19 protein-coding genes are annotated in these 20,113 nt (G+C 72.9%); 17 read left to right on the forward strand and 2 right to left on the reverse strand.

Annotated features, from left to right (window positions below):
- Nucleotides 1-42 precede the first annotated feature (42 nt).
- From ftsH to I847_RS0117040, 15 genes are all read left to right on the forward strand, one after another.
- Nucleotides 43-2,073 (forward strand): ATP-dependent zinc metalloprotease FtsH, encoded by a 2,031-nt coding sequence (gene ftsH / locus I847_RS0116965; RefSeq protein WP_028050634.1) that lies wholly within the window; start codon nucleotides 43-45, stop codon nucleotides 2,071-2,073.
- Between the two features lie 15 nt (nucleotides 2,074-2,088).
- Nucleotides 2,089-2,691 (forward strand): GTP cyclohydrolase I FolE, encoded by a 603-nt coding sequence (gene folE, locus I847_RS24510; protein ID WP_034611056.1) that lies wholly within the window; start codon nucleotides 2,089-2,091, stop codon nucleotides 2,689-2,691.
- Nucleotides 2,692-2,706: 15 nt separating this feature from the next.
- Nucleotides 2,707-3,630, forward strand: coding sequence for a dihydropteroate synthase (folP, locus tag I847_RS24515; protein ID WP_081681077.1), 924 nt, complete (start codon nucleotides 2,707-2,709; stop codon nucleotides 3,628-3,630).
- Nucleotides 3,627-5,087, forward strand: a complete 1,461-nt coding sequence (folK, locus tag I847_RS24520) for a 2-amino-4-hydroxy-6-hydroxymethyldihydropteridine diphosphokinase (protein WP_081681079.1) — start codon at nucleotides 3,627-3,629, stop codon at nucleotides 5,085-5,087. Before folP ends, folK begins: the two co-directional genes overlap by 4 nt.
- Nucleotides 5,087-5,578 carry a DUF3180 domain-containing protein gene (locus tag I847_RS0116990; RefSeq protein ID WP_034610797.1) on the forward strand — a complete coding sequence of 164 codons (492 nt, stop codon included), beginning with the start codon at nucleotides 5,087-5,089 and terminating at the stop codon, nucleotides 5,576-5,578. Before folK ends, I847_RS0116990 begins: the two co-directional genes overlap by 1 nt.
- A 43-nt stretch (nucleotides 5,579-5,621) precedes the next feature.
- Nucleotides 5,622-6,131 carry a PH domain-containing protein gene (locus I847_RS0116995; RefSeq protein ID WP_028050636.1) on the forward strand — a complete coding sequence of 170 codons (510 nt, stop codon included), beginning with the start codon at nucleotides 5,622-5,624 and terminating at the stop codon, nucleotides 6,129-6,131.
- Nucleotides 6,128-7,687 carry a PH domain-containing protein gene (locus I847_RS24525; RefSeq protein ID WP_231384262.1) on the forward strand — a complete coding sequence of 520 codons (1,560 nt, stop codon included), beginning with the start codon at nucleotides 6,128-6,130 and terminating at the stop codon, nucleotides 7,685-7,687. The genes I847_RS0116995 and I847_RS24525 overlap by 4 nt, the downstream gene beginning before the upstream one ends.
- Nucleotides 7,684-8,685 carry a Rossmann-like and DUF2520 domain-containing protein gene (locus I847_RS24530; RefSeq protein WP_051275021.1) on the forward strand — a complete coding sequence of 334 codons (1,002 nt, stop codon included), beginning with the start codon at nucleotides 7,684-7,686 and terminating at the stop codon, nucleotides 8,683-8,685. Before I847_RS24525 ends, I847_RS24530 begins: the two co-directional genes overlap by 4 nt.
- Nucleotides 8,682-9,599: a pantoate--beta-alanine ligase gene (panC, locus tag I847_RS0117010; protein ID WP_028050637.1), complete on the forward strand. Its 918-nt coding sequence runs from the start codon at nucleotides 8,682-8,684 to the stop codon at nucleotides 9,597-9,599. Before I847_RS24530 ends, panC begins: the two co-directional genes overlap by 4 nt.
- On the forward strand, nucleotides 9,596-10,054 hold the full coding sequence (panD, locus tag I847_RS0117015; protein ID WP_028050638.1) for an aspartate 1-decarboxylase: 459 nt from the start codon (nucleotides 9,596-9,598) through the stop codon (nucleotides 10,052-10,054). Before panC ends, panD begins: the two co-directional genes overlap by 4 nt.
- On the forward strand, nucleotides 10,051-11,784 hold the full coding sequence (locus I847_RS0117020; protein WP_028050639.1) for an L-aspartate oxidase: 1,734 nt from the start codon (nucleotides 10,051-10,053) through the stop codon (nucleotides 11,782-11,784). Before panD ends, I847_RS0117020 begins: the two co-directional genes overlap by 4 nt.
- 62 nt (nucleotides 11,785-11,846) lie before the next feature.
- Entirely contained in the window at nucleotides 11,847-12,728 is an 882-nt protein-coding gene (gene nadC, locus I847_RS0117025; RefSeq protein ID WP_028050640.1) for a carboxylating nicotinate-nucleotide diphosphorylase, read from the forward strand.
- 34 nt (nucleotides 12,729-12,762) lie between these two features.
- Nucleotides 12,763-14,265 (forward strand): lysine--tRNA ligase, encoded by a 1,503-nt coding sequence (gene lysS / locus I847_RS0117030; RefSeq protein WP_028050641.1) that lies wholly within the window; start codon nucleotides 12,763-12,765, stop codon nucleotides 14,263-14,265.
- A 1-nt stretch (nucleotide 14,266) separates the two neighbouring features.
- The gene (locus I847_RS0117035) at nucleotides 14,267-14,467 is read left to right on the forward strand and encodes a hypothetical protein (protein WP_028050642.1); all 201 of its coding nucleotides are present in this window, start codon (nucleotides 14,267-14,269) and stop codon (nucleotides 14,465-14,467) included.
- A gap of 66 nt (nucleotides 14,468-14,533) precedes the next feature.
- A complete protein-coding gene (locus I847_RS0117040; RefSeq protein ID WP_028050643.1) occupies nucleotides 14,534-14,863 on the forward strand; it encodes an Lsr2 family protein in 330 nt (109 codons plus the stop codon).
- 162 nt (nucleotides 14,864-15,025) lie between these two features.
- On the opposite strand, the gene xylB is transcribed toward I847_RS0117040, so the two are convergent.
- Nucleotides 15,026-16,420, reverse strand: a complete 1,395-nt coding sequence (gene xylB / locus I847_RS0117045) for a xylulokinase (RefSeq protein WP_028050644.1) — start codon at nucleotides 16,418-16,420, stop codon at nucleotides 15,026-15,028.
- Nucleotides 16,421-16,557: 137 nt separating this feature from the next.
- Complete coding sequence (gene xylA, locus I847_RS0117050) at nucleotides 16,558-17,745, reverse strand: xylose isomerase (RefSeq protein WP_028050645.1); 1,188 nt, start codon at nucleotides 17,743-17,745, stop codon at nucleotides 16,558-16,560.
- A 68-nt stretch (nucleotides 17,746-17,813) separates the two neighbouring features.
- On the opposite strand from xylA, the gene I847_RS0117055 reads away from it, so the two are divergent.
- Nucleotides 17,814-18,941, forward strand: coding sequence for an ROK family protein (locus I847_RS0117055; protein ID WP_034610800.1), 1,128 nt, complete (start codon nucleotides 17,814-17,816; stop codon nucleotides 18,939-18,941).
- A 97-nt stretch (nucleotides 18,942-19,038) separates the two neighbouring features.
- On the forward strand, nucleotides 19,039-20,052 hold the full coding sequence (locus I847_RS24535) for a beta-propeller fold lactonase family protein (protein ID WP_034610802.1): 1,014 nt from the start codon (nucleotides 19,039-19,041) through the stop codon (nucleotides 20,050-20,052).
- Nucleotides 20,053-20,113: the final 61 nt, after the last annotated feature.

A 20,113-nucleotide genomic window follows, 5' to 3' on the forward strand; every position in this document is an offset into this window, starting at 1 on the left:
AGACCCGCGAGCGGAGGATGAGGGGCTCGGCCCCGATCACCCATGAACGTCAAGCGTCTTTCTCGTAGCCTCCTCGTGTGGATCGCCGTCGCGGTGGCCATCGCGGCCTTCGGCTTCACCTCGTTCAACCAGCCCAAGGTCAGCAGCATCGACACCTCGGACGGCATGGCCCTGATCGAGTCGGGCAAGGTCGACCAGGCGAAGATCACCGAGGGCGTCCAGCGCGTCAACCTCACGCTCGCCGACGACTTCACCAAGGGTGACAAGAACTTCGGCAAGCTCGTCCAGTTCAACTACGTGGTCCCGCAGGGCGAGACCGTGGTCGACGCGATCGCGAAGGCGAACCCCAAGGACGGGTACACGTCGGACGTGCCGCAGAGCCCGTGGTGGATCAGCGTCCTGACGTTCCTGATCCCGCTGATCATCATCGTCGGGCTGTTCTTCTTCCTCAGCTCGCAGATGCAGGGTGGCGGCTCGCGCGTCATGAGCTTTGGCAAGTCCCGCGCCAAGCTGGTCAACAAGGAGTCCCCGCAGGTCACGTTCGCGGACGTCGCGGGTGTCGACGAGGCCGTCGAGGAGCTCGAGGAGATCAAGGACTTCCTGGCCGAGCCCGCCAAGTTCCAGGCGGTCGGCGCGAAGATCCCCAAGGGTGTGCTGCTGTACGGGCAGCCCGGAACCGGCAAGACCCTGCTCGCCCGCGCCGTCGCCGGCGAGGCCGGGGTGCCGTTCTACTCGATCTCGGGCTCCGACTTCGTCGAGATGTTCGTGGGCGTCGGCGCGAGCCGCGTCCGCGACCTCTTCGACCAGGCCAAGCAGAACGCCCCGGCCATCATCTTCATCGACGAGATCGACGCGGTCGGTCGGCACCGTGGCGCCGGCATGGGCGGCGGGCACGACGAGCGCGAGCAGACGCTCAACCAGATGCTCGTCGAGATGGACGGCTTCGACCCGAACGCGAACGTCATCCTCATCGCCGCGACCAACCGCCCGGACATCCTCGACCCCGCACTGCTGCGCCCGGGCCGCTTCGACCGTCAGGTCGCCGTGGACGCACCCGACCTGAAGGGTCGCGAGCAGATCCTCAAGGTGCACTCGCAGGGCAAGCCGATGGCCCCGCACGTCGACCTGAACGTCGTCGCGCGCCGCACGCCCGGCTTCACGGGTGCGGACCTGGCCAACGTGCTCAACGAGGCTGCGCTGCTCACGGCTCGCACGGGCCAGCAGATCATCACGGACCACACGCTCGACGAGGCGATCGACCGCGTGATCGCCGGCCCGCAGAAGCGCACCCGGGTGATGAACCCCAAGGAGATCAAGATCACCGCGTACCACGAGGGCGGGCACGCCCTGGTGGCGGCGGCGCTGCGGTACACGGATCCGGTCACCAAGGTGACGATCCTGCCGCGCGGCCGAGCCCTCGGGTACACGATGGTCATGCCGACGGAGGACAAGTACTCGACCACCCGCAACGAGCTGCTGGACACCCTGTCCTACGCGATGGGTGGGCGCGTCGCCGAGGAGCTCGTCTTCCACGACCCGACGACGGGCGCCAGCAACGACATCGAGAAGGCGTCGGCCACGGCCCGCAAGATGGTCACGCAGTTCGGCATGAGCGCCCGGCTCGGCGCGATCCAGCTGGGGCAGGCGTCCGGCGAGGTGTTCATGGGCCGCGACATGGGCCACCAGCGCGACTACTCCGAGGACGTCGCCGCCTCCATCGACCTCGAGGTGCGTTCCCTGATCGAGCGCGCCCACGACGAGGCCTGGGAGATCCTGGTGGAGTACCGCGATGTCCTCGACCACCTGGTGCTGGAGCTGCTCGAGAAGGAGACGCTCAACCAGCAGGAGCTCGCCACGATCTTCGAGCCGATCACCAAGCGCCCGCCTCGTCAGGTCTGGCTGTCCAGCGACCAGCGCGCCGTCTCCGAGCGTCCCCCGGTGATGACGCCCGCCGAGCTCAAGGCGCTCAACGGCAAGCCGATCATCCCCGAGGACGAGGCCGCCGAGGCGTTCGGGTTCCCGGGCGAGCAGATCGTGCAGCTCCCGCCGGGGCAGACGCCGGACAAGAGGTAGCCGGGGGTGGGCGACATCACGCCGGCCCTCGGCCACAAGGGTGCCGCGATCGCGGCGTACGACCAGTCCCGCGTCGAGGCGGCGATCCGCGAGCTGCTGCTGGCCGTCGGTGAGGACCCGGACCGCGAGGGTCTGCGCGAGACGCCCGCGCGCGTGGCGCGCTCCTACAAGGAGATCTTCGCCGGGCTGTTCCAGGAGCCCGCCGACGTCCTGACCACGACGTTCGACCTGGGTCACGACGAGATGGTGCTGGTCAAGGACATCGAGGTGTACTCGACGTGCGAGCACCACCTGGTGCCGTTCCACGGCGTCGCGCACGTCGGCTACATCCCCGGTGCGGACGGCCAGATCACCGGCCTCAGCAAGCTCGCACGGCTCGTCGACGTGTTCGCGCGTCGCCCGCAGGTGCAGGAGCGGCTGACGGCGCAGATCGCCGACGCCCTGGTGACCGAGCTGGCGCCCCGCGGCGTGCTCGTCGTGGTGGAGTGCGAACACCTCTGCATGTCGATGCGCGGCGTGCGCAAGCCGGGCTCGCGCACCGTGACCTCCGCCGTCCGTGGGCAGATGCGCGACGTCGCCACGCGGGCCGAGGCCATGAGCCTCGTGCTCGGTCGCTGACGCACCTCGCGCGCCATGTCCGCGACGCCGAGGCCCACCAGCGTGAAGGGGATCCCGGACGCCGAGCGGACCCTCGTGATGGGCGTCGTCAACGTCACCCCGGACTCGTTCTCGGACGGCGGCCGCTGGTTCACGCCCTCGGCGGCGGTCGCGCACGGTCTGGAGCTGATCGGCCAGGGCGCCGACCTGCTGGACGTCGGCGGCGAGTCGACCCGTCCCGGCGCGCGCCGTGTCCCCGTGCAGGACGAGCTGGACCGGGTGCTCCCGGTGGTCGACGGTCTCGTCGCGCGGGGTGCCGTCGTCAGCGTGGACACCACGCGTGCGGTCGTCGCCCGCGAGGCTGTCGCGCGGGGTGCCCGCCTCGTCAACGACGTCTCGGGCGGACTCGCCGACGACGCCATGTACGGCGTGGTCGCCGAGACGGGCGTCGCCTATGTGGCCATGCACTGGCGCGGTCACGCGGATGTCATGGACGACCTGGACGACTACGACGACGTCGTCGCCGACGTCCGGCGCGAGCTGGCCTCGCGCGTCGCGGGTCTGCGCTCCGCCGGTGTGCGCGACGAGCAGATCGTGCTCGACCCGGGCCTGGGGTTCGCGAAGGCCGGCGCGAGCAACTGGCCGCTGCTGGCGCGGCTTCCCGAGCTGGTGGGGGACGGCTTCCCGGTGCTGGTCGGCGCGAGCCGCAAACGCTTCCTCGGGCACCTGCTCGCGGGTCCCGGCGGCGAGCCGGCGCCGCCGCTAGCGCGTGACGGCGCGACCGCCGCGGTGTCCGCGCTGGCCGCGGCCGCGGGAGCCTGGTGCGTCCGGGTGCACGAGGTGGCAGGCTCTGCCGATGCGGTGCGCGTGGCGGCTGCCTGGCGAGCGGTCCCCGACCCGGGCGACGAGGACGAGCTCGCAGTCGACGAGGACGCACGAACCGGAGGGAGTACGCGGTGACCACCGACGAGCAGTGGGAGGGCGGCGTCCTGGACGGCGGGGGCCGGCTGCTCGACCAGATCCGCCTCACGGGCATCACGACCACCGGCTACCACGGCGTGTTCGAGTTCGAGCGGCGCGAGGGTCAGACGTTCGTCGCGGACGTCGTCGTGCACATGGACACCCGCCGGGCGGCCGCTCGCGACGACCTGGCGCACACGCTCAACTACGGCGTGCTCGCCGAGCAGGTGTCGGCGGTGCTGTCGGGCGATCCGGTGGACCTGATCGAGACCGTCGCGGAGCGCATCGCGGCCACGGTGCTCTCGCACGCGATCGTGCAGGCCGTCGACGTCAGCGTGCACAAGCCGCAGGCGCCCATCGAGGTGCCGTTCGGGGACGTCGTCGTCCGCATCCGCCGCGACCGCGCCAAGCTGCCGGCGGCGGAGCCGTACCTGCCGCGTCCCCAGACCGACACGGTGGCCCACGTGCGCCACAGCCCCACGCCGACCGCGTCGTTCCCGGTCACGCCGCCGCCCGGTGCTCCGGTGGTCGCCGGTGTCGCGGCAGCGGCCGCCGCACCCGTCGTCCCGCCGACCGTCCCCTGGTCGGCGATCGTTCCCCCGATCGGCTCGGAGCCCGTGCCGGCACCGGGGGAGGGACCGGATGGTGCCACGGCCGTCGTCGTCCCCACGACCTTCGAGCCGACCGGCCTGACTCCGGCGCCGTTCGCCCAGCCGCCGGGCAACCCGACGGCTGCCGTCGCCTCCACCGGTGATGCGCGGGACGCGGACGCCAGGACCGGCGACGTCGGCTCGCAGCTGGTCGAGACGAGCACGGACGCGGTCGTCGGGGAGGTCGTGTCGGACGCTCTCGACGTCCCACCCTCGACGGTCGTCGACGTGGTCCTCGCGCTGGGGGCGAACATCGGGGCGGCGCAGGAGACGCTGCGCGCCGCGGTCCACGCCCTGTCGCACACCCCCGGCCTCGAGGTGGTGCAGGTGTCGCCGCTCGCGCGCACGGCAGCCGTCGGAGGACCGGAGCAGGCCGACTACCTGAACGCGGTGGTGCTGGCCCGCACGATGCTCGCCCCGCGCGAGCTGCTGCGCGTGACGCAGGCGATCGAGCAGGAGCACGGTCGGCTCCGCGCGGAGCGGTGGGGGCCGCGGACCCTGGACGTCGACATCATCGTGTTCGGCTCGGTCCTCGCCGTGACGGACGACCTCGAGCTGCCGCACCCGCGGGCGCACGAGCGCGCGTTCGTCCTGGAGCCGTGGGCGCAGCTCGACCCGCAGGCCGTGCTCCCCGGGCTCGGCGGCGGGCCGGTCGCCGCCCTCGCGGCAACCGCACCGGACCGTGACGGCATCCGCTGGCTCGCCCTCGACTGGCTCACGGCGCCGACCCCGCCGACCCCGCCGCCCGCGCCGGCCCTGACGGACGACGGCGCGCCCGACGAGGGAGCAGAGGCACCCCGGTCGTGATGCACACCACCCGCTGGCAGAACCTCCTGCTCACGGCCGGGGTCGTCGCGGCCGGCACCTGGATCGTCCTGCGAGCCCTGGCGTCGCGCGGTGCGCTCCCCCCGAGCGTGCCGTGGCTCGTCGTCGTGGTCGAGCTCGGCATCGCCGCGGTGGTCTTCGTGCTCGGATGGCACGTGCGCCAGTACCTGCAGGGCAAGCGGCCCGACCTCGATGCGTTGCGCGCAGCCCGGACCGTCGTTCTCGCGAAGGCCTCCTGCTACACGGGCGCCCTGCTCGCCGGCTGGTACGGAGGACACGTGCTGGCCCTGCTGACGGGGACCGACGAGCCGGGCAACGGCAGCCGGGTCGTGTCGGCGGCCGTGGCGATGGCGGGTGGAGTCGTGCTGGCGGTCGTCGGCCTCGTGGTCGAGCGGTTCTGCCGGATCCCGCCACCGGAGGCTGGCGCGGACGCCGCCCGCGAGCGTCCGGCGCCCGACCCGACCACCCCGTGACGGCGCGCGACGTGCTCGATTCCTCCGGTGACAGGATGGGGAGATGACCTCTGACGCGTTTCCGGTGAGCCGGGAGCCCTTCGACCCGAGCGACGTCATCTGGACGCCCGTGTCCCGCAAGCTGATCGGCGCCCGGCTCACGGTCGCCGCGATCGTCCTCGTCCCGCTCCTGCTCGTGACCGGCGTGATCGCGGTCGCCGCGGGGGAGCCCTGGCTCTGGACGCTGCCCGCGGCCGTCGTGCTGCTCGGCCTCTGGATCAGCTGGCTGGTGCGACGCCAGGTCGGCGCGATGGCGTACGCGGAGCGCGCGGACGACCTGCTGGTGCGGCGGGGCATCATGTTGCGCTCGCTGGTCGTGGTGCCGTACGGGCGGATGCAGTACGTGGACGTCAACGCCGGCCCGCTGGCCCGCCGGTTCGGTATCGCGACGGTGCAGCTGCACACGGCAGCGCCCGCCACGAGCGCCGCGATCAACGGTCTTCCTCCGCAGGAGGCCGCACGCCTGCGCGACCGGATGGCCTCGCGGGGCGAGGCCCGGTTGGCGGGGCTGTGACCGAGCAGTCCCCTGTCACCTCGGGTGCCCCGCCGGTGCAGTCGGAGCCCGCCGAGGGTCCCGACGCCATCACGGGCTGGCGTCGGATGCACCCGATCACGCCGGCGCTCAAGGGCTGGCGGATCGTGGTCGCGGTGGTCACCATCGTGGTGATCCAGTCCGACAACCTGCGGGAGGCCGTCGACCTGCGGCACGGCAAGGCGTGGCTCCTGGTGCTGGGCGTGCTCGCGGTGGTCGCCCTCGTCGGGTTCGCCTACTCGTCGCTGGCCTGGCGGGTCACGCGGTTCGCTGTCACGGACGAGGCGGTCCACCTGCGCACCGGGGTGCTGTTCCGGCAGCAACGGCAGGCGCGCCTCGACCGCCTGCAGGCCGTCGACGTCGTGCAGCCGCTCCTGGCGCGGCTCGTCGGGCTGTCGGAGCTCAAGATCGAGACCGCAGGCGGCGACGGCTCGGGCGTCTCGCTGGCGTTCCTCCGAGAGGCCGACGCGGAGGTGCTGCGCTCCGAGCTGCTCGCGCTGGCTGCGGGGCTGCAACGGCCGACCAGCGTGCCGACGGCCTCGGCGCCGATCTCGACGGACGTGCCGCCCGCGGCGGCCGTCGCGCAGGCGCCGGCTCCGGCACCCTTCGACGCGGCGCCCGAGCGCGAGGTGTACGAGCTGCCGATGGGGCGGCTCATCGTCGCGACGCTGCGCTCCGGTGCCGTGCCCGCGCTCGTGCTGGCGGTCGCCGGCATCGTCGTCGCCGTCGTCGCGTCGCGCGACATCGGGGCGCTGTTCTACATGCTTCCCGCTCTCTTCGCCGGCGCCGCGTTCGTCTGGAACCGCGTGAACCAGGGCGCCAACTTCCGGGCGGCGATCTCGCCGGACGGCATCCGCCTACGGCACGGTCTGACCGAGAACCGAGCCCAGACGGTGCCCCCGGGCCGCGTCCAGGCCATCCGGCTCTCGCAGACGCCCCTCTGGCGCCGCAAGGACTGGTGGCGCGTCGAGATCAACGTGGCCGGCTACGGCCAGGGCAGCGAGTCGCAGCGGGATACTGTGCTGCACCCCGTCGCGACCCGCGCGGAGGCGATGACCGCCCTGTGGCTCGTCCTGCCGGACCTCGGGGTCGAGGACCCGGTCGCGCTGGTCGACGCTGCGCTCGACAGCACCGGCGACGACGCGGGGTTCACCGGCGCTCCCCGCAGCGCCCGTTGGGTGGACCCGATCGGTTGGCGGCGGCACGGGTTCCGCGTCACCGAACGGGCGCTGGTCACCCGGTCGGGCCGGTTCTGGCGGCAGGTGGACGTGGTCCCGCACGAGCGCACGCAGTCGCTCGGCATCGAGCAGGGCGTCGTCCAGCGCAAGTTCGGACTGGCGTCGTTCGTGCTGCACTCGACGCCCGGGCCCGTGTCGCCGCGGGTCGAACATCTCGGTGCGGCGGTCGCTGCTGCGCTCCTCGACGAGCAGTCGGCCCGGGCCCGCACGGCCCGCGCGACGGCGACGCCCGAGCAGTGGATGCGCGCTGTCGGCGTCCCGACGGGTACCGCTGACGCGCCCCCGGAACCCTCGACATGAGCGACCCGGCAACGCGGCCGGGCCGGCTCGGGGTCGGTGTCGTCGGTGCCGGACGGGTGGGCGCGGTGCTCGGCAGCGCGCTGCGTGGCGCCGGCCACCCGGTCGTGGCCGTGTCGGCGATCTCCGAGGCCTCTCGCGAGCGCGCCGCCGCGCTGCTGCCGGGGGTGCCGGTGCTCGACATCCCGGAGGTCGTCCGCCGCGCGGAGCTGGTCCTGCTCGCCGTCCCGGACGACGCGCTGGCCCCTCTGGTGCGAGGACTCGCGGACGTGGGCGCGTGGCAGGCCGGCCAGATCGTCGTGCACACCTCCGGGCGGTTCGGCATCGACGTCCTGACGCCTGCGCGCGCGGTCGGCGTGATCCCCCTGGCCCTGCACCCCGCGATGACGTTCACGGGCACGTCGCTGGACCTGTCGCGACTGGTCGGCTGCTCGTTCGCCGTGACGGCGCCGGCGCCGGTGCTGCCCATCGGGCAGGCGCTCGTCGTGGAGATCGGCGGCGAGCCGGTGGTGCTCGACGAGGGCGCGCGTGGCCTCTACCACGCGGCCCTGGCGCACGGTGCGAACCACCTGGTGGTCCTCGTCGCCCAAGCGGCCCAGGCGCTCGCGGACGCGGGCGTCACGGATCCCGGGAGGATGCTCGCGCCCCTGCTCGAGGCCGCCCTCGACGGAGCGCTGCGTGCCGAGTCGCCGACGGACCCCGTCACCGGCAGCCGGGGTTCCGGCGCGATCAGCGCGTTGACGGGGCCCGTGCGACGTGGAGACGCCGGCACGGTCCGAGAGCACGAGGAGGCGCTGGCCCGTTTCGCCGCACGCACGGGCGCGGTCGACGTCGTCGAGGGGTACCGTGCTCTGGCCCGTTCGGCGGCCGGGCGGGCGCTCGCCGCCGGCCTGATCTCGGCGACGGCCGCGCAGGACGTGCTCGACGGCATCAACGAGGGCTCCCCGGCGTTGCAAGGGGACGTGAGATCGCAGCAGGATCCGCAGGAGGACGCAGAATGAGCACGCAGACCACGACGCCGACCCTCGTGCACACGCGCGAGGAGCTGGCCGCGGCCCTGGCGGTGCAGGACGTGCAGGCGGTCCCGCGCTCCGAGGGGCGTGCCGCGCACACCGCCCGGCCGCACCGGCGGGCGGTCGTGATGACGATGGGTGCGCTCCACGCCGGGCACCTGTCCCTCGTCGCGAAGGCCCGCGAGCTGGCCGACGCCGTCGTGGTGACGATCTTCGTGAACCCGCTGCAGTTCGGCGCGGGGGAGGACCTGTCCCGGTACCCGCGCGACCTGCACGGTGACCTCGCCCTGCTGTCGGGGCCGGGTCTGCTCGGCCCGGACGACATCGTGTTCGCCCCCGACCAGTCCGTGATCTACCCCGACGGTGAGCCGATCGTGCGGGTCGCCGCGGGCGCGATCGGGGATGCGCTCGAGGGCGCTCACCGGCCTGGGCACCTCGACGGGGTGCTGACCGTCGTGCTCAAGCTGATGCACCTGACCCGCCCCGACGTCGCCCTGTTCGGCCGCAAGGACGCCCAGCAGCTCGCGGCCGTCCGGCGCATGGTCCGCGACCTCGACGTCCCGGTCGTGGTGCACGGCGCGCCGTTGGTTCGCGACGAGGACGGCCTGGCGCTGTCGAGCCGCAACGCGTACCTCTCCGCCGACGACCGTCGCCGGGCGCTCGGGCTCTCGCAGGCGCTCACCCTCGCGGCGCGGGAGCACGCGGCCGACGCCATCCGGTCCACGGCGCTCGACACGCTGCAGGCCGCGGGGATCGACGAGGTCGACTACGTGGCGCTCGTCGAGCCGGCCACGTTCACCGAGGTCGACGCCTCCTATCGGGGCGAGGCCCTGCTCCTGCTCGCCGCCCACGTGGGTTCGACGCGGCTGATCGACAACGCCCCTGTGGAGGTCTCCGCGTGACGAGCCTGGTCCGCACGATGATGACGGGCAAGATCCACCGTGCGACCGTCACGCACGCCGACCTGCACTACGTCGGGTCGATCACGGTCGACGCCTCGCTCCTGGCCGCCGCGGACGTCCTGCCCGGACAGCAGGTGGACGTCGTGGACGTGACCAACGGGGCGCGCCTGACGACCTACGCGATCGCCGGGGCACCGGGCGCCGGCGAGGTCTGCGTGAACGGCGCGGCTGCGCACCTCATCCACCCGGGCGACATCGTGATCCTGATCGCCTACGGCCAGCTCTCCGACGCGGAGGCGCGGACCTACGAGCCCCGGGTCGTGCTCGTCGACGAGCGGAACCGGATCGCTGCCCTCGGCGACGACCCGGGTCAGGTCCCCAATGGGTGGCCGGACCTCGAACCCAGCGGGCTGCCGCTCGCACAGGGCCGCGCGCTGGTCGGGCGAGGCCTGTGACGGCCCTCGTGGGCCAAGCGGACGCGCTCCGGACCCACGCCACGGTCACGACTCTCGCCACCCGCCTTGCCGCGCCCGCACCGGGGTGGACCGTCCGGGCGGACGCGGTCGTCGTCGGTTCGGGGATCGCCGGCCTCACCGCCGCGCTCGAGCTGCGCACCCGGGTGCCACGGGTCCTGCTCGTCACCAAGGACATCCTGGCGTCGGGCTCGACGGTCTGGGCCCAGGGCGGGATCGCGGCGGCGCTGGACCCGTCGGACTCGCCGGCCGCGCACCTGCAGGACACCCTCGTCGCGGGTGCTGGCCTGTGCGACCCGCGTGCGGTCGAGGTGCTCGTGACCGAGGGCCCCGCGCGCGTCCGGGAGCTGGTCACGCGCGGGGCGGTCTTCGACCGTTCCCCCGACGGCACCATCTCCCTCACCCGGGAGGGCGGCCACCACGCCGACCGGATCGTGCACGCGGGCGGCGACGCGACGGGCGCCGAGATCTCGCGGGCGCTCGTCGCGCAGATCGAGGCGGTGCGCAACGACCCGGGCATCGAGGTCATCGAGCACGCGCTGGTCCTGGACGTGCTGACCGGCCCACCGACCGCGGACGGCCGCCCCGGTCGGGCCTGCGGCGTGACGCTCCACGTGATCGGTGAGGGCCAGCGCGACGGCGTCGGCGCGGCGCTGGGCGGCGCGGTGGTGCTGGCCACGGGCGGGATCGGGCAGGTCTACCGCTCGTCGACCAACCCGTCGCAGGCGACGGGCGACGGGATCGCCGCGGCGCTGCGTGCGGGCGCGGTGCTCGGGGACGTCGAGTTCGTGCAGTTCCACCCGACGGTTTTATGGCTGGGCTCCGGTGTGAAGGGCCAGCTGACGCTCGTCTCGGAGGCGGTGCGCGGTGAGGGTGCGCTGCTGCTCGACACGGACGGCGTGCGGTTCATGCCGGACGTGCACCCGATGGCGGAGCTCGCACCGCGGGACATCGTCGCGCACGCGATCGTGCGCCGGATGGCCGCCACGGGTGCGGACCATGTCTGGCTGGACGCGCGGCACCTCGGCGCCGACTTCCTGCGTCGCCGCTTCCCGACGATCCACGACCGGCTGCGCGAGCACGGCATCGACCTGACCACCGACCTCGTCCCGGTCGCCCCGGCGCAGCACTACCACTCCGGCGGCGTCGTGACCGACCTCGTCGGCCGCACCACCGTCCCCGGTCTGTACGCCGTCGGGGAGGTCGCGTGCACCGGGGTGCACGGCGCGAACCGGCTCGCCTCCAACTCCCTCCTCGAGGGCCTGGTGTTCGCCACGCGCGCGGCTCGGCACATCGCGGCCCAGGCCCCCCGCCCGCCGCTCGAGCCGGTCGAGCGGCCCGGTGCCGAGGCGCTGGTGGCGGCCGCCTCGCGCTCTCGGGTGCAACGCATCGCGTCCGACGGTCCCGGCGTCCTGCGCTCGGGCGACGGCCTGCAGCGCGCGTCCGTGGCCCTCGCGGCGGTGCCGACCGATGCCCACCTGCGCAGCGACGACGGTCGCCGGCTGGCCGCCCCCCAGGTGGCCGAGTGGGAGACCACGAACGTGCACCAGGTGGCCACGGTCCTGACCGCGACCGCCATGGAGCGCGAGGAGTCTCGTGGCGGGCACGCCCGCAGCGACTTCCCGTCGCCGTCCGACGCGTGGCGGCTGCGTCTCGAGGCCTGGCTCGACGCGGAGGGCACACTCCTCACGCGCAGGGTCCCGCTGACCTGACGGCGCGACGGGTTCACGGACCGACGACCCGGGCCCGGGCGGAGCCTGGGTACCGTGGCGCCGTGAGCCTTCCCGCACTCGACCCCGCGTGGGTCGCCCGGACCGTCGCCATCGCCCTCGACGAGGACCTCGGCCCAGCCCCGGGGCGTGACGTCACGACGCAGGCGACGATCTCGCCGGACGCCACGGGCACCGCCGAGCTCGTCGCGCGGGCGGCCGGGGTCGTCGCGGGCCTCGTGCTCGTGCCGGCGGTCGTCGAGCAGGTGGCGCAGCGGCTCGGGCTGCCCGTGCCGGCCGTCGACCAGCGCGTCCCGGACGGAACCCGCGTGGCGCGGGGTGACGTGCTGGCGGTCCTGGCGGGGCGCACGCAGGTGCTGCTCGTCGCGGAGCGGACGCTGCTCAACCTGGCCAGCCGCGCGTCGGGCGTCGCGACCCACACCCGCCGGTGGGCGGACGCGCTGGAGGGCACCGGCGCCCAGGTCCTCGACACCCGCAAGACCACGCCCGGGCTGCGTGCGCTGGACAAGTACGCGGTGCGCTGCGGCGGCGGGACGAACAAGCGGATGGGCCTGTACGACGTCGCGATGGTGAAGGACAACCACGTCGTCGCGGCCGGCTCGGTGAGCGCGGCGGTCAAGGCCGTCCAGGACCGGTTCCCGGACGTCCTCGTCCAGGTCGAGGCGGACACCGAGGCCCAGGCGCTGGAGGCCGTGGACGCAGGCGCGCGGTTCCTGCTGCTCGACAACATGCCGACGGACGTCCTGCGGCAGGTCGTCAAGGCCGTCCGGGAACGCGACCGGACCGTCGAGCTCGAGGCCACGGGCAACCTGACCCTCGACCGCGCCCGCGAGGTCGCCGAGACGGGTGTCGACTACCTCTCGGTGGGCGGCCTGACGCACTCGTCGCCGATCCTGGACCTCGCGCTGGACCTGGAGCGGTCCTGAAAGGCGGCACAGTTCCCGCCGGTATCCTTGCCCGGTGACTGAGGCACCCACCGACGACGCCCCCGAGCAGATCCGCGTCCGGCGGGAGAAGCGCGAGCGACTCCTCGCGAGCGGCCAGGAGGCCTATCCCGTCGGCGTCCCGCGCACGCACACGATCGCCGCCGTCCGTTCGGCGCACCCGGACCTCGAGGCGGGCACCGAGACGGACGACGAGGTCGGCGTGGCCGGTCGCGTCGTGTTCGTGCGGATCGGCGGCAAGCTCTGCTTCGCCACGCTCCAGGACGGCGAGGGCAACCGCCTGCAGGCGATGTTCAGCCTGGACGCGGTCGGCGAGGAGCGCCTGGCGGCGTTCAAGACGGACGTCGACCTGGGCGACCACCTGTTCGTGCACGGCCGCGTGATCTCGTCGCGCCGGGGCGAGCTCTCGGTGCTCGCCGACGAGTGGCTGATCGCCGCCAAGTCCCTGCGCCCGCTGCCCAACCTGTACGAGGGCGTCGAGCTGTCCGAGGAGGCCCGCGTCCGGCAGCGCTACGTGGACCTCATCGTGCGCCCGACGGCGCGTCAGACGGCCCGGTTGCGTCCCGCGATGATCCGCTCGCTCCGCGACAACTTCCATGCCCGTGACTTCGTGGAGATCGAGACCCCGATGCTGCAGACGCAGCCCGGCGGCGCCGCGGCTCGTCCCTTCGTCACGCACATGAATGCGTTCGACATCGACCTGTACATGCGCATCGCGCCGGAGCTCTTCCTCAAGCGCGCGGTCGTGGGCGGCATCGAGCGCGTCTTCGAGATCAACCGCAACTTCCGTAACGAGGGTGCTGACTCCACGCACTCTCCGGAATTCGCGATGCTGGAGGCGTACGAGGCCTACGGCGACTACGACACGATGGCGGAATTGACGCGCGACCTCGTGCAGACGGCCGCGCTCGACGTTCTGGGCACGACGACGGTCACACTTCCCGACGGCACGGACTACGAGCTCGGCGGGCAGTGGGCGCAGCTGTCCATGTACGACTCGCTGGCCGCGTCCCTGGGAATTGCGATCACCCCGGAGACGTCGTTGGACGACCTCCTGGTGCTGGCGCAGAAGTTCGACATCGAGGCGGACCCGAAGAAGCTCAATCACGGCAAGCTGATCGAGCTGTTGTGGGAGCACCGCGTCGGTGACGACCTGTACGCACCGACATTCGTGCGCGATTTCCCGGTGGAGACGAGCCCGCTGGTGCGCCAGCACCGGACGGTGCCGGGGGTCGTCGAGAAGTGGGACCTCTACGTGCGGGGCGTGGAGCTGGCCACGGGCTATTCCGAGCTGGTGGACCCCGTGATCCAGCGGCAGCGGTTCGAGGCGCAGGCGCTGCTGGCTGCCGCCGGCGACGACGAGGCGATGCGGGTCGATGAGGATTTCCTCACGGCTGTCGAGTACGCCCTCCCGCCGAGCGGCGGTATCGGTATGGGCATCGACCGACTTCTGATGACGCTCACGGGGCTCGGCATCCGCGAGACGATCCTCTTTCCGCTCGTGAAACCGCAGGGCTGAGATGAATCCCCTGTTCACGGCCCTCGCGGCCCTTCTTCCCTCGATCGGTGTCGGGCTGCTGTTCTGGGTCGCCATCCGCGCGCTGGTCAATGCAGACCGGACCGAACGGCAGGCGCTCGCCAAAATGGATGCCGAGGAACGCAAGGCCGAGGCCGCCGCGAAGGCGCGAAACACAAATGGCGAAACGCCCCCCAGCGTTTGACCTTGTAATCTCACGATGCCATAGTGACCGCGTCAGCCTTGCTACACCAGCCAGACGGAGCGAACAATGGCACAGAAGGTCCAGGTTCTCCTGGTCGACGACATCGACGGTGGAACCGCCGATGAAACCGTGACGTTCGGGCTCGATGGCGTCACCTATGAGATCGACCTCACCGCCTCACACGCGACCGAGCTGCGTGACGCCCTTGCCCAGTGGGTCGGGCACGCGCGCAAGCTCGGTGGTCGTACGTCGAGCAAGCCGGCCGCCCGCGGTCGGCGTTCGTCGTCCGGCGACGCGCAGGCGATCCGCGAGTGGGCCAAGGAGCACGGGCACCAGGTGTCCGAGCGGGGTCGCATCTCGGCCGAGGTCAAGGCCGCGTACGACGCGTCGCACTGACGCGAGTAGAGCATCGCCGGCCCCCGCCGGCAGACGGAGAGCCCGGCGCCCCCGCGCCGGGCTCTCCTGCGTCCCACCCGTACAACTCCCGATAAACCACAACGTCCGCACTCGTGGGCGCTATAGGCCCATCGAGTGCGGACGTCGTGTGTGTGTGTGGCGCTAGCGGGGCTGCGTGCCCGTGAGCTCGCGGACCGCGGCGTACTGCTCCCGGATGTGCGGGCGGGGCGCGGAGCGGTGGACGGCGGCCTCGGTGGCCGAGGACCACGTCGGTGCTTCGCCGGTGAGGACCCACGCGGCCTGCCGGGCCGCCCCGTCGGCGACGTACTCCCCGGGTGTCGGGACGGAGACATCCAGCCCGAAGACCGCCGGCGCGATCTCGCGCACGGCGGCGGACTGGGCACCGCCGCCGACGAGGAACAGCCGCTCCACAGGCACTCCTTGGGCGCGCAGCGCGTCGATGCCGTCCGCCAGCGCGCACAGCATCCCCTCGACGGCGGCCCGGGCGAGGTGCGCGGGCGTCGTGTTGGCCAGCCGCATCCCGTGCAGGGCGCCGGTGGCGTCGGGCTTGTTGGGCGTGCGCTCGCCCTCGAGGTAGGGGATCAGGACGAGGCCGTCGGCTCCTGCGGGGGCGCTGCGGGCCAGGTCGGACAGTCCCTGGTGGTCGACGCCGAGCATGCGTGCGGCGGCGCCGAGCACCCGGGACGCGTTGAGCGTGCACGCGAGCGGGAGGAAGGCGCCGGTGGCGTCGGCGAACCCGTTGACGAGGCCCGACGCGTCGGCGGTCGGGGCGCTCGAGATCGCGGAGACGACGCCGGACGTGCCGATGGAGACGGCGACGTCGCCGGGCGCCAGGTCGAGCGCGAGGGCGGCCGCCGCGTTGTCGCCGGCACCCGGGCCGAGCACCTGGCCCGCGAGCGCGCGATATCCGGCGTCGGACGGGCCGAGCACGCGCGGGAGCAGCGCGTCGTGGCCGAGCGCGAGCTCGAGCAGGTCGTGTCGGTAGGAGCCGCTCGACGGCGACCAGTACCCGGTGCCGGAGGCGTCCGACCGGTCGGTGACGAGCGTGTCGAGGCTGACGGCGCCGGAGAGCTGCCAGGTGATCCAGTCGTGGGGGAGGGCCACGGCCGCGACGCGTGAGGCGATGTCGGGCTCGGCGTCGCGCAGCCAGCGCAGCTTGGTCACCGTCAGGGAGGCCACGGGCACGGAGCCGACCGCCGAGGCCCACGCGGCCGAGCCGAGCTCCTCGGTCAGATCGGCGGCGGCTCCCGCCGACCGGGTGTCGTTCCAGAGCAGGGCGTCGCGGAGCACGGCACCCGACGAGTCGAGGGCGACCAGCCCGTGCTGCTGACCGCCGACGGAGATCGCGGCGACGTCGTCGAGACCCCCGGCCTCGGCGATGGCGGACTGCAGGGCGTCCCACCAGCGCTGCGGGTCGACGGACGTCCCGTCGGGGTGCGGCGCCCGGCCGCTGCGCACGAGCGCCCCGGTGTCGGCGTCGCGAACCACGACCTTGCAGGCCTGCGTCGAGGAGTCCACCCCGGCGACGAGCGTCATGACGATCCCCTCACACAGCAACGTCGAACAGAAGGAGCCCAAAGGTGCCGCAACGTCCGCACTCACGTGGGTCAGGGGCCACACGAGTGCGGACGTTGCGGGGTCTAGCCCGGTGGCACCACGAGGGTGCCGTCCGGTCAGCGGGCGCCGAGGGCGTGCTCGAGCGCCAGCTGGTTGAGGCGCACGAAGCCGAAGCCGCGCTCGGCGACCGCGTCGACGTCCAGGTCCTCGTACGCGGACGGGTCGGCAAGCAGGTCGCTCAGCGTCTCGCCCTCGGAGAGCGTCGGCTGCGAGAGCTCGAGGACGCCGGACTCCTCGAGCGCGGCCTGCACCTCGGGGTCGGCACGGAACGCCTGTGCGCGCTCCTTGAGCAGCAGGTACGTCGACATGTTGGCCGCCGCCGAGTCCCAGACGCCCTGGAAGTCCTCGGTGCGCGACGGCTTGTAGTCGAAGTGCCGCGGACCGTCGTAGCGCGGGCCGCCCGAGGGGAAGCCGTTCTCGATCAGGTCCACCGTGGCGAACGCGGAAAACAGGTCGCCGTGGCCGAACACGAGGTCCTGGTCGTACTTGATCGACTTCTGTCCGTTCAGGTCGATGTGGAAGAGCTTGTCCGCCCACAGCGCCAGGCCGATGCCCTGCGTGTAGTTGAGCGCGGCCATCTGCTCGTGCCCGACCTCGGGGTTCAGGCCCACGATGTCCCCGTGCTCGAGCTTCGCGATGAGCGCGAGGGCGTGGCCGATCGTCGGGAGCAGGATGTCGCCGCGAGGCTCGTTCGGCTTGGGCTCGAGCGCGATGCGCAGGTCGTAGCCCTTCTCCTTGATGTACGCCGCGACCGTGTCGATGCCCTCCGCGTAGCGCTCGTGCGCGGCGAAGAGGTCCTTGGCGGAGTCGTACTCGGCGCCCTCGCGGCCGCCCCACATGACGAAGGTGCTGGCCCCGAGCGACGCGGCGAGGTCGACGTTGCGGACCACCTTGCGCAGGCCGTAGCGACGGACCCGGCGGTCGTTCGACGTGAACGCACCGTCCTTGAAGATCGGGTGGCTGAACGTGTTCGTCGTGACCATCTCGACGGTGATGCCCGTCTCGGTCAGGGCGCCGCGGAACCTCTCGAGGATCTTGTCGCGGTCGGCGTCCGAGGAGCCGAACGGCACGACGTCGTCGTCGTGGAACGTGACGTGGGCGGCGCCGAGCTCGGCCAGCTTGTGCACGGACTCGACCGGGTCGAGCCAGGGGCGCGAAGCGCCGCCGAACTGGTCCTGCGCGTTCCAGCCGACCGTCCAGAGGCCGAACGAGAACTTGTCCTCAGGGGTGGGCCGCGGTGTCATGGCATGTCTCCTCGTCGAGATTGATTTGCGCGACGAATTTATCGCGGCGAGCCGCTAAGGTCAACCCCATGGCGAGACAGGAGCAGATGCGGGACCAGAACCTGGCCGTGGCGCTGCGCGCCATCATCGACGCCGTCAAGCCGCTGTCTCGTGCCCAGCTGGCCGCACAGGCGGGGTTGGCTCGGGCCACCGTGACGGGGCTCGTGGACCAGCTCGTCGAGGCGGGCCTGGTCCGCGAGCTCGAACCGACCCAGACCCAGCGCGCCGGTCGGCCCGCGGTGCCTCTCGTGGCGCAGCGTGGGACAGTCGCCGGGCTGGGCATGGAGATCAACGTCGACTACCTCGGGGTTCTGGTGATCGACCTCGCCGGGGACGTGCTGGCCGAGCGGGTCGAGTTCGAGGACCTGCGGAACTCGGACCCCAAGGCCGTGCTGGGCCGTCTGATGCGGATCGCCGACGACGTCGTCGCCACTCTGGACGGCGTGTCGGTCGCGGGCTCGGCGCTGGCACTGCCGGGGCTCGTCGACCGCGTGACCGGACCGCTTCGGATCGCCCCGCGCCTCGGCTGGCGGGACGTCGACGTGATCGCCCTCCTCGGCGGCCCCCGCCCGCGGCTGGCCAACGAGGCGAAGCTCGCCGCCCGGGCGGAGGCGCACGCGCGCCGGGGCGGCTCGTTCGTGTACGTGTCCGGCGAGGTCGGAGTCGGCGGCGCGATCGTGCTCGACGGCGAGCTGTTCCGCGGCCGCCGCGGGTGGAACGGCGAGATCGGTCACATCCGCGTCGACGGCGGATCGCTCGAGGAGGTGGCCGGCCAGCACGCGATGCTGCGCGCGGCCGGCATCGACCCGGTCAGGCGGCTCGAAGCCCTCCTGCAGGCGCTCGACGCCGGCGACTCGCGGGCGCAGGAGGCGGTGGCGCAGGCGGGCCGGTCGCTCGGTGTCGCGCTCGCCGCGGCCGTGAACGTGGTCGACGTCCCCGAGGTGGTGCTCGGCGGCACGTTCGGTCGACTGTTCGACCATGTCCGCGGGCCCGTTCAGGAGGAGCTCGACGCGTCCGTCATCTTCGCGCCGTGGGCGCCGCTGACCGTCTCGAGAGCCCGCGCGGGTGCCCACCCCGCCATGAAGGGTGCGGCGCTCGCTGTGCTGAACGGCGTGCTGTCGGACCCGGCGAGATGGCTGCGCACCGCGCGGGTGTAGTTCTCGCGCGGTCACTGGCGTGTGCGCGGGGTGCCGTTCTCGCGCGGGCCCGGGCGGGCGCGGCTGTGCCCCTGTCGCCGTCGTAGGCTCGTGCCCCGTGAGCAGCCTCTGGATCGGTACGTACCCCGTCGCAGGAGCCGGCACTCCTGTCGGTCAGGGGGAGGGCATCTGGCGGGCCGACCTGGTCGACGGGGTCCTGCAGGACGCCCGGCAGGTGGTGCAGACCCCGTCGCCGTCGTTCCTCGCGCTGCACCCGAGCGGGACGGTCCTCTACGCGGCGAACGAGCAGACCGTCGGCACGATCAGCGCGTTCGACGTCGTCGGCGACGGACTGGTCCACCGCGCGACGGTCCCCAGCGGTGGGGACGACCCGTGCCACCTGCTGCTCGACACGGACGGCCGTGCGCTGCTCGTCGCCAACTACAGCAGCGGTTCGCTCGCGGTCCTGCCCCTCGACGAGGCCGGCGGGTTCGCCGGCGAGGTCCGCGTGCTCGGGCATGCCGGCGCCGGCCCGCACCCGCAGCGCCAAGAGGGTCCGCACGCACACTTCGTCGCACACGCACCCGGCAGCTGGGTGCTCGTGGTCGACCTCGGGACCGACGAGATCCGGCGCTACGGCCGTGGACCGCAGGGTCTGCACGCCGACGGGATCGCGGCCACGTTCCCGCCGGGGACCGGCCCGCGGCACCTCACCTTCGACGAGGACGGCCACGTCGCGTACGTCGTCGGCGAGCTCGACGTGACGGTCCGCGTGCTGGCCTGGGACGCCGCCAGCGGCACGGGGACGCTCGTGCAGACCGTGCCGGCCGTCGAGCGCACGACCGACGGAGCGCTGCCGTCGCACGTGGTGCTCGACGGGCGTCGGCTGCTCGTCGGCACCCGGACGGCCGACGTGGTCGCCGAGTTCGCCACGGGCGACGACGGCCTGCTCGAGCACGTCGCGGACCACGCCCTGCCGGGTCGGTGGCCGCGTCACTTCGAGGTCGTCGACGGGTGGACCGTCGTCGCGGACCAGGTCTCCGGCGACGTGGCGGTGCTGGCTGCGGACGGCTCGGTGCGCGGATCCTGGCCGCTCCCGTCACCCGCCTGTGTGGTTCCTGCGCATCCGTGACGTCGTTCCTGTGCATCCGTGACCGTTTCGTGATTCGCTGACGAGTGTCGCGAGGTCGCGA

The sequence above is a fragment of the Cellulomonas sp. URHD0024 genome (assembly GCF_000426185.1).
GTDB lineage: Bacteria > Actinomycetota > Actinomycetes > Actinomycetales > Cellulomonadaceae > Cellulomonas.

Bases quoted from the DNA above. Each gene is read 5' to 3' on its own strand.
- ftsH (WP_028050634.1), top strand. From the start codon at position 43: ATGAACGTCAAGCGTCTTTCTCGTAGCCTCCTCGTGTGGATCGCCGTC.
- folP (WP_081681077.1), top strand. From the start codon at position 2,707: ATGTCCGCGACGCCGAGGCCCACCAGCGTGAAGGGGATCCCGGACGCC.
- I847_RS0116990 (WP_034610797.1), top strand. From the start codon at position 5,087: ATGCACACCACCCGCTGGCAGAACCTCCTGCTCACGGCCGGGGTCGTC.
- I847_RS0116995 (WP_028050636.1), top strand. From the start codon at position 5,622: ATGACCTCTGACGCGTTTCCGGTGAGCCGGGAGCCCTTCGACCCGAGC.
- I847_RS24530 (WP_051275021.1), top strand. From the start codon at position 7,684: ATGAGCGACCCGGCAACGCGGCCGGGCCGGCTCGGGGTCGGTGTCGTC.
- panC (WP_028050637.1), top strand. From the start codon at position 8,682: ATGAGCACGCAGACCACGACGCCGACCCTCGTGCACACGCGCGAGGAG.
- I847_RS0117035 (WP_028050642.1), top strand. From the start codon at position 14,267: ATGAATCCCCTGTTCACGGCCCTCGCGGCCCTTCTTCCCTCGATCGGT.
- I847_RS0117040 (WP_028050643.1), top strand. From the start codon at position 14,534: ATGGCACAGAAGGTCCAGGTTCTCCTGGTCGACGACATCGACGGTGGA.
- xylB (WP_028050644.1), bottom strand. From the start codon at position 16,420: ATGACGCTCGTCGCCGGGGTGGACTCCTCGACGCAGGCCTGCAAGGTC.
- xylA (WP_028050645.1), bottom strand. From the start codon at position 17,745: ATGACACCGCGGCCCACCCCTGAGGACAAGTTCTCGTTCGGCCTCTGG.
- I847_RS0117055 (WP_034610800.1), top strand. From the start codon at position 17,814: ATGGCGAGACAGGAGCAGATGCGGGACCAGAACCTGGCCGTGGCGCTG.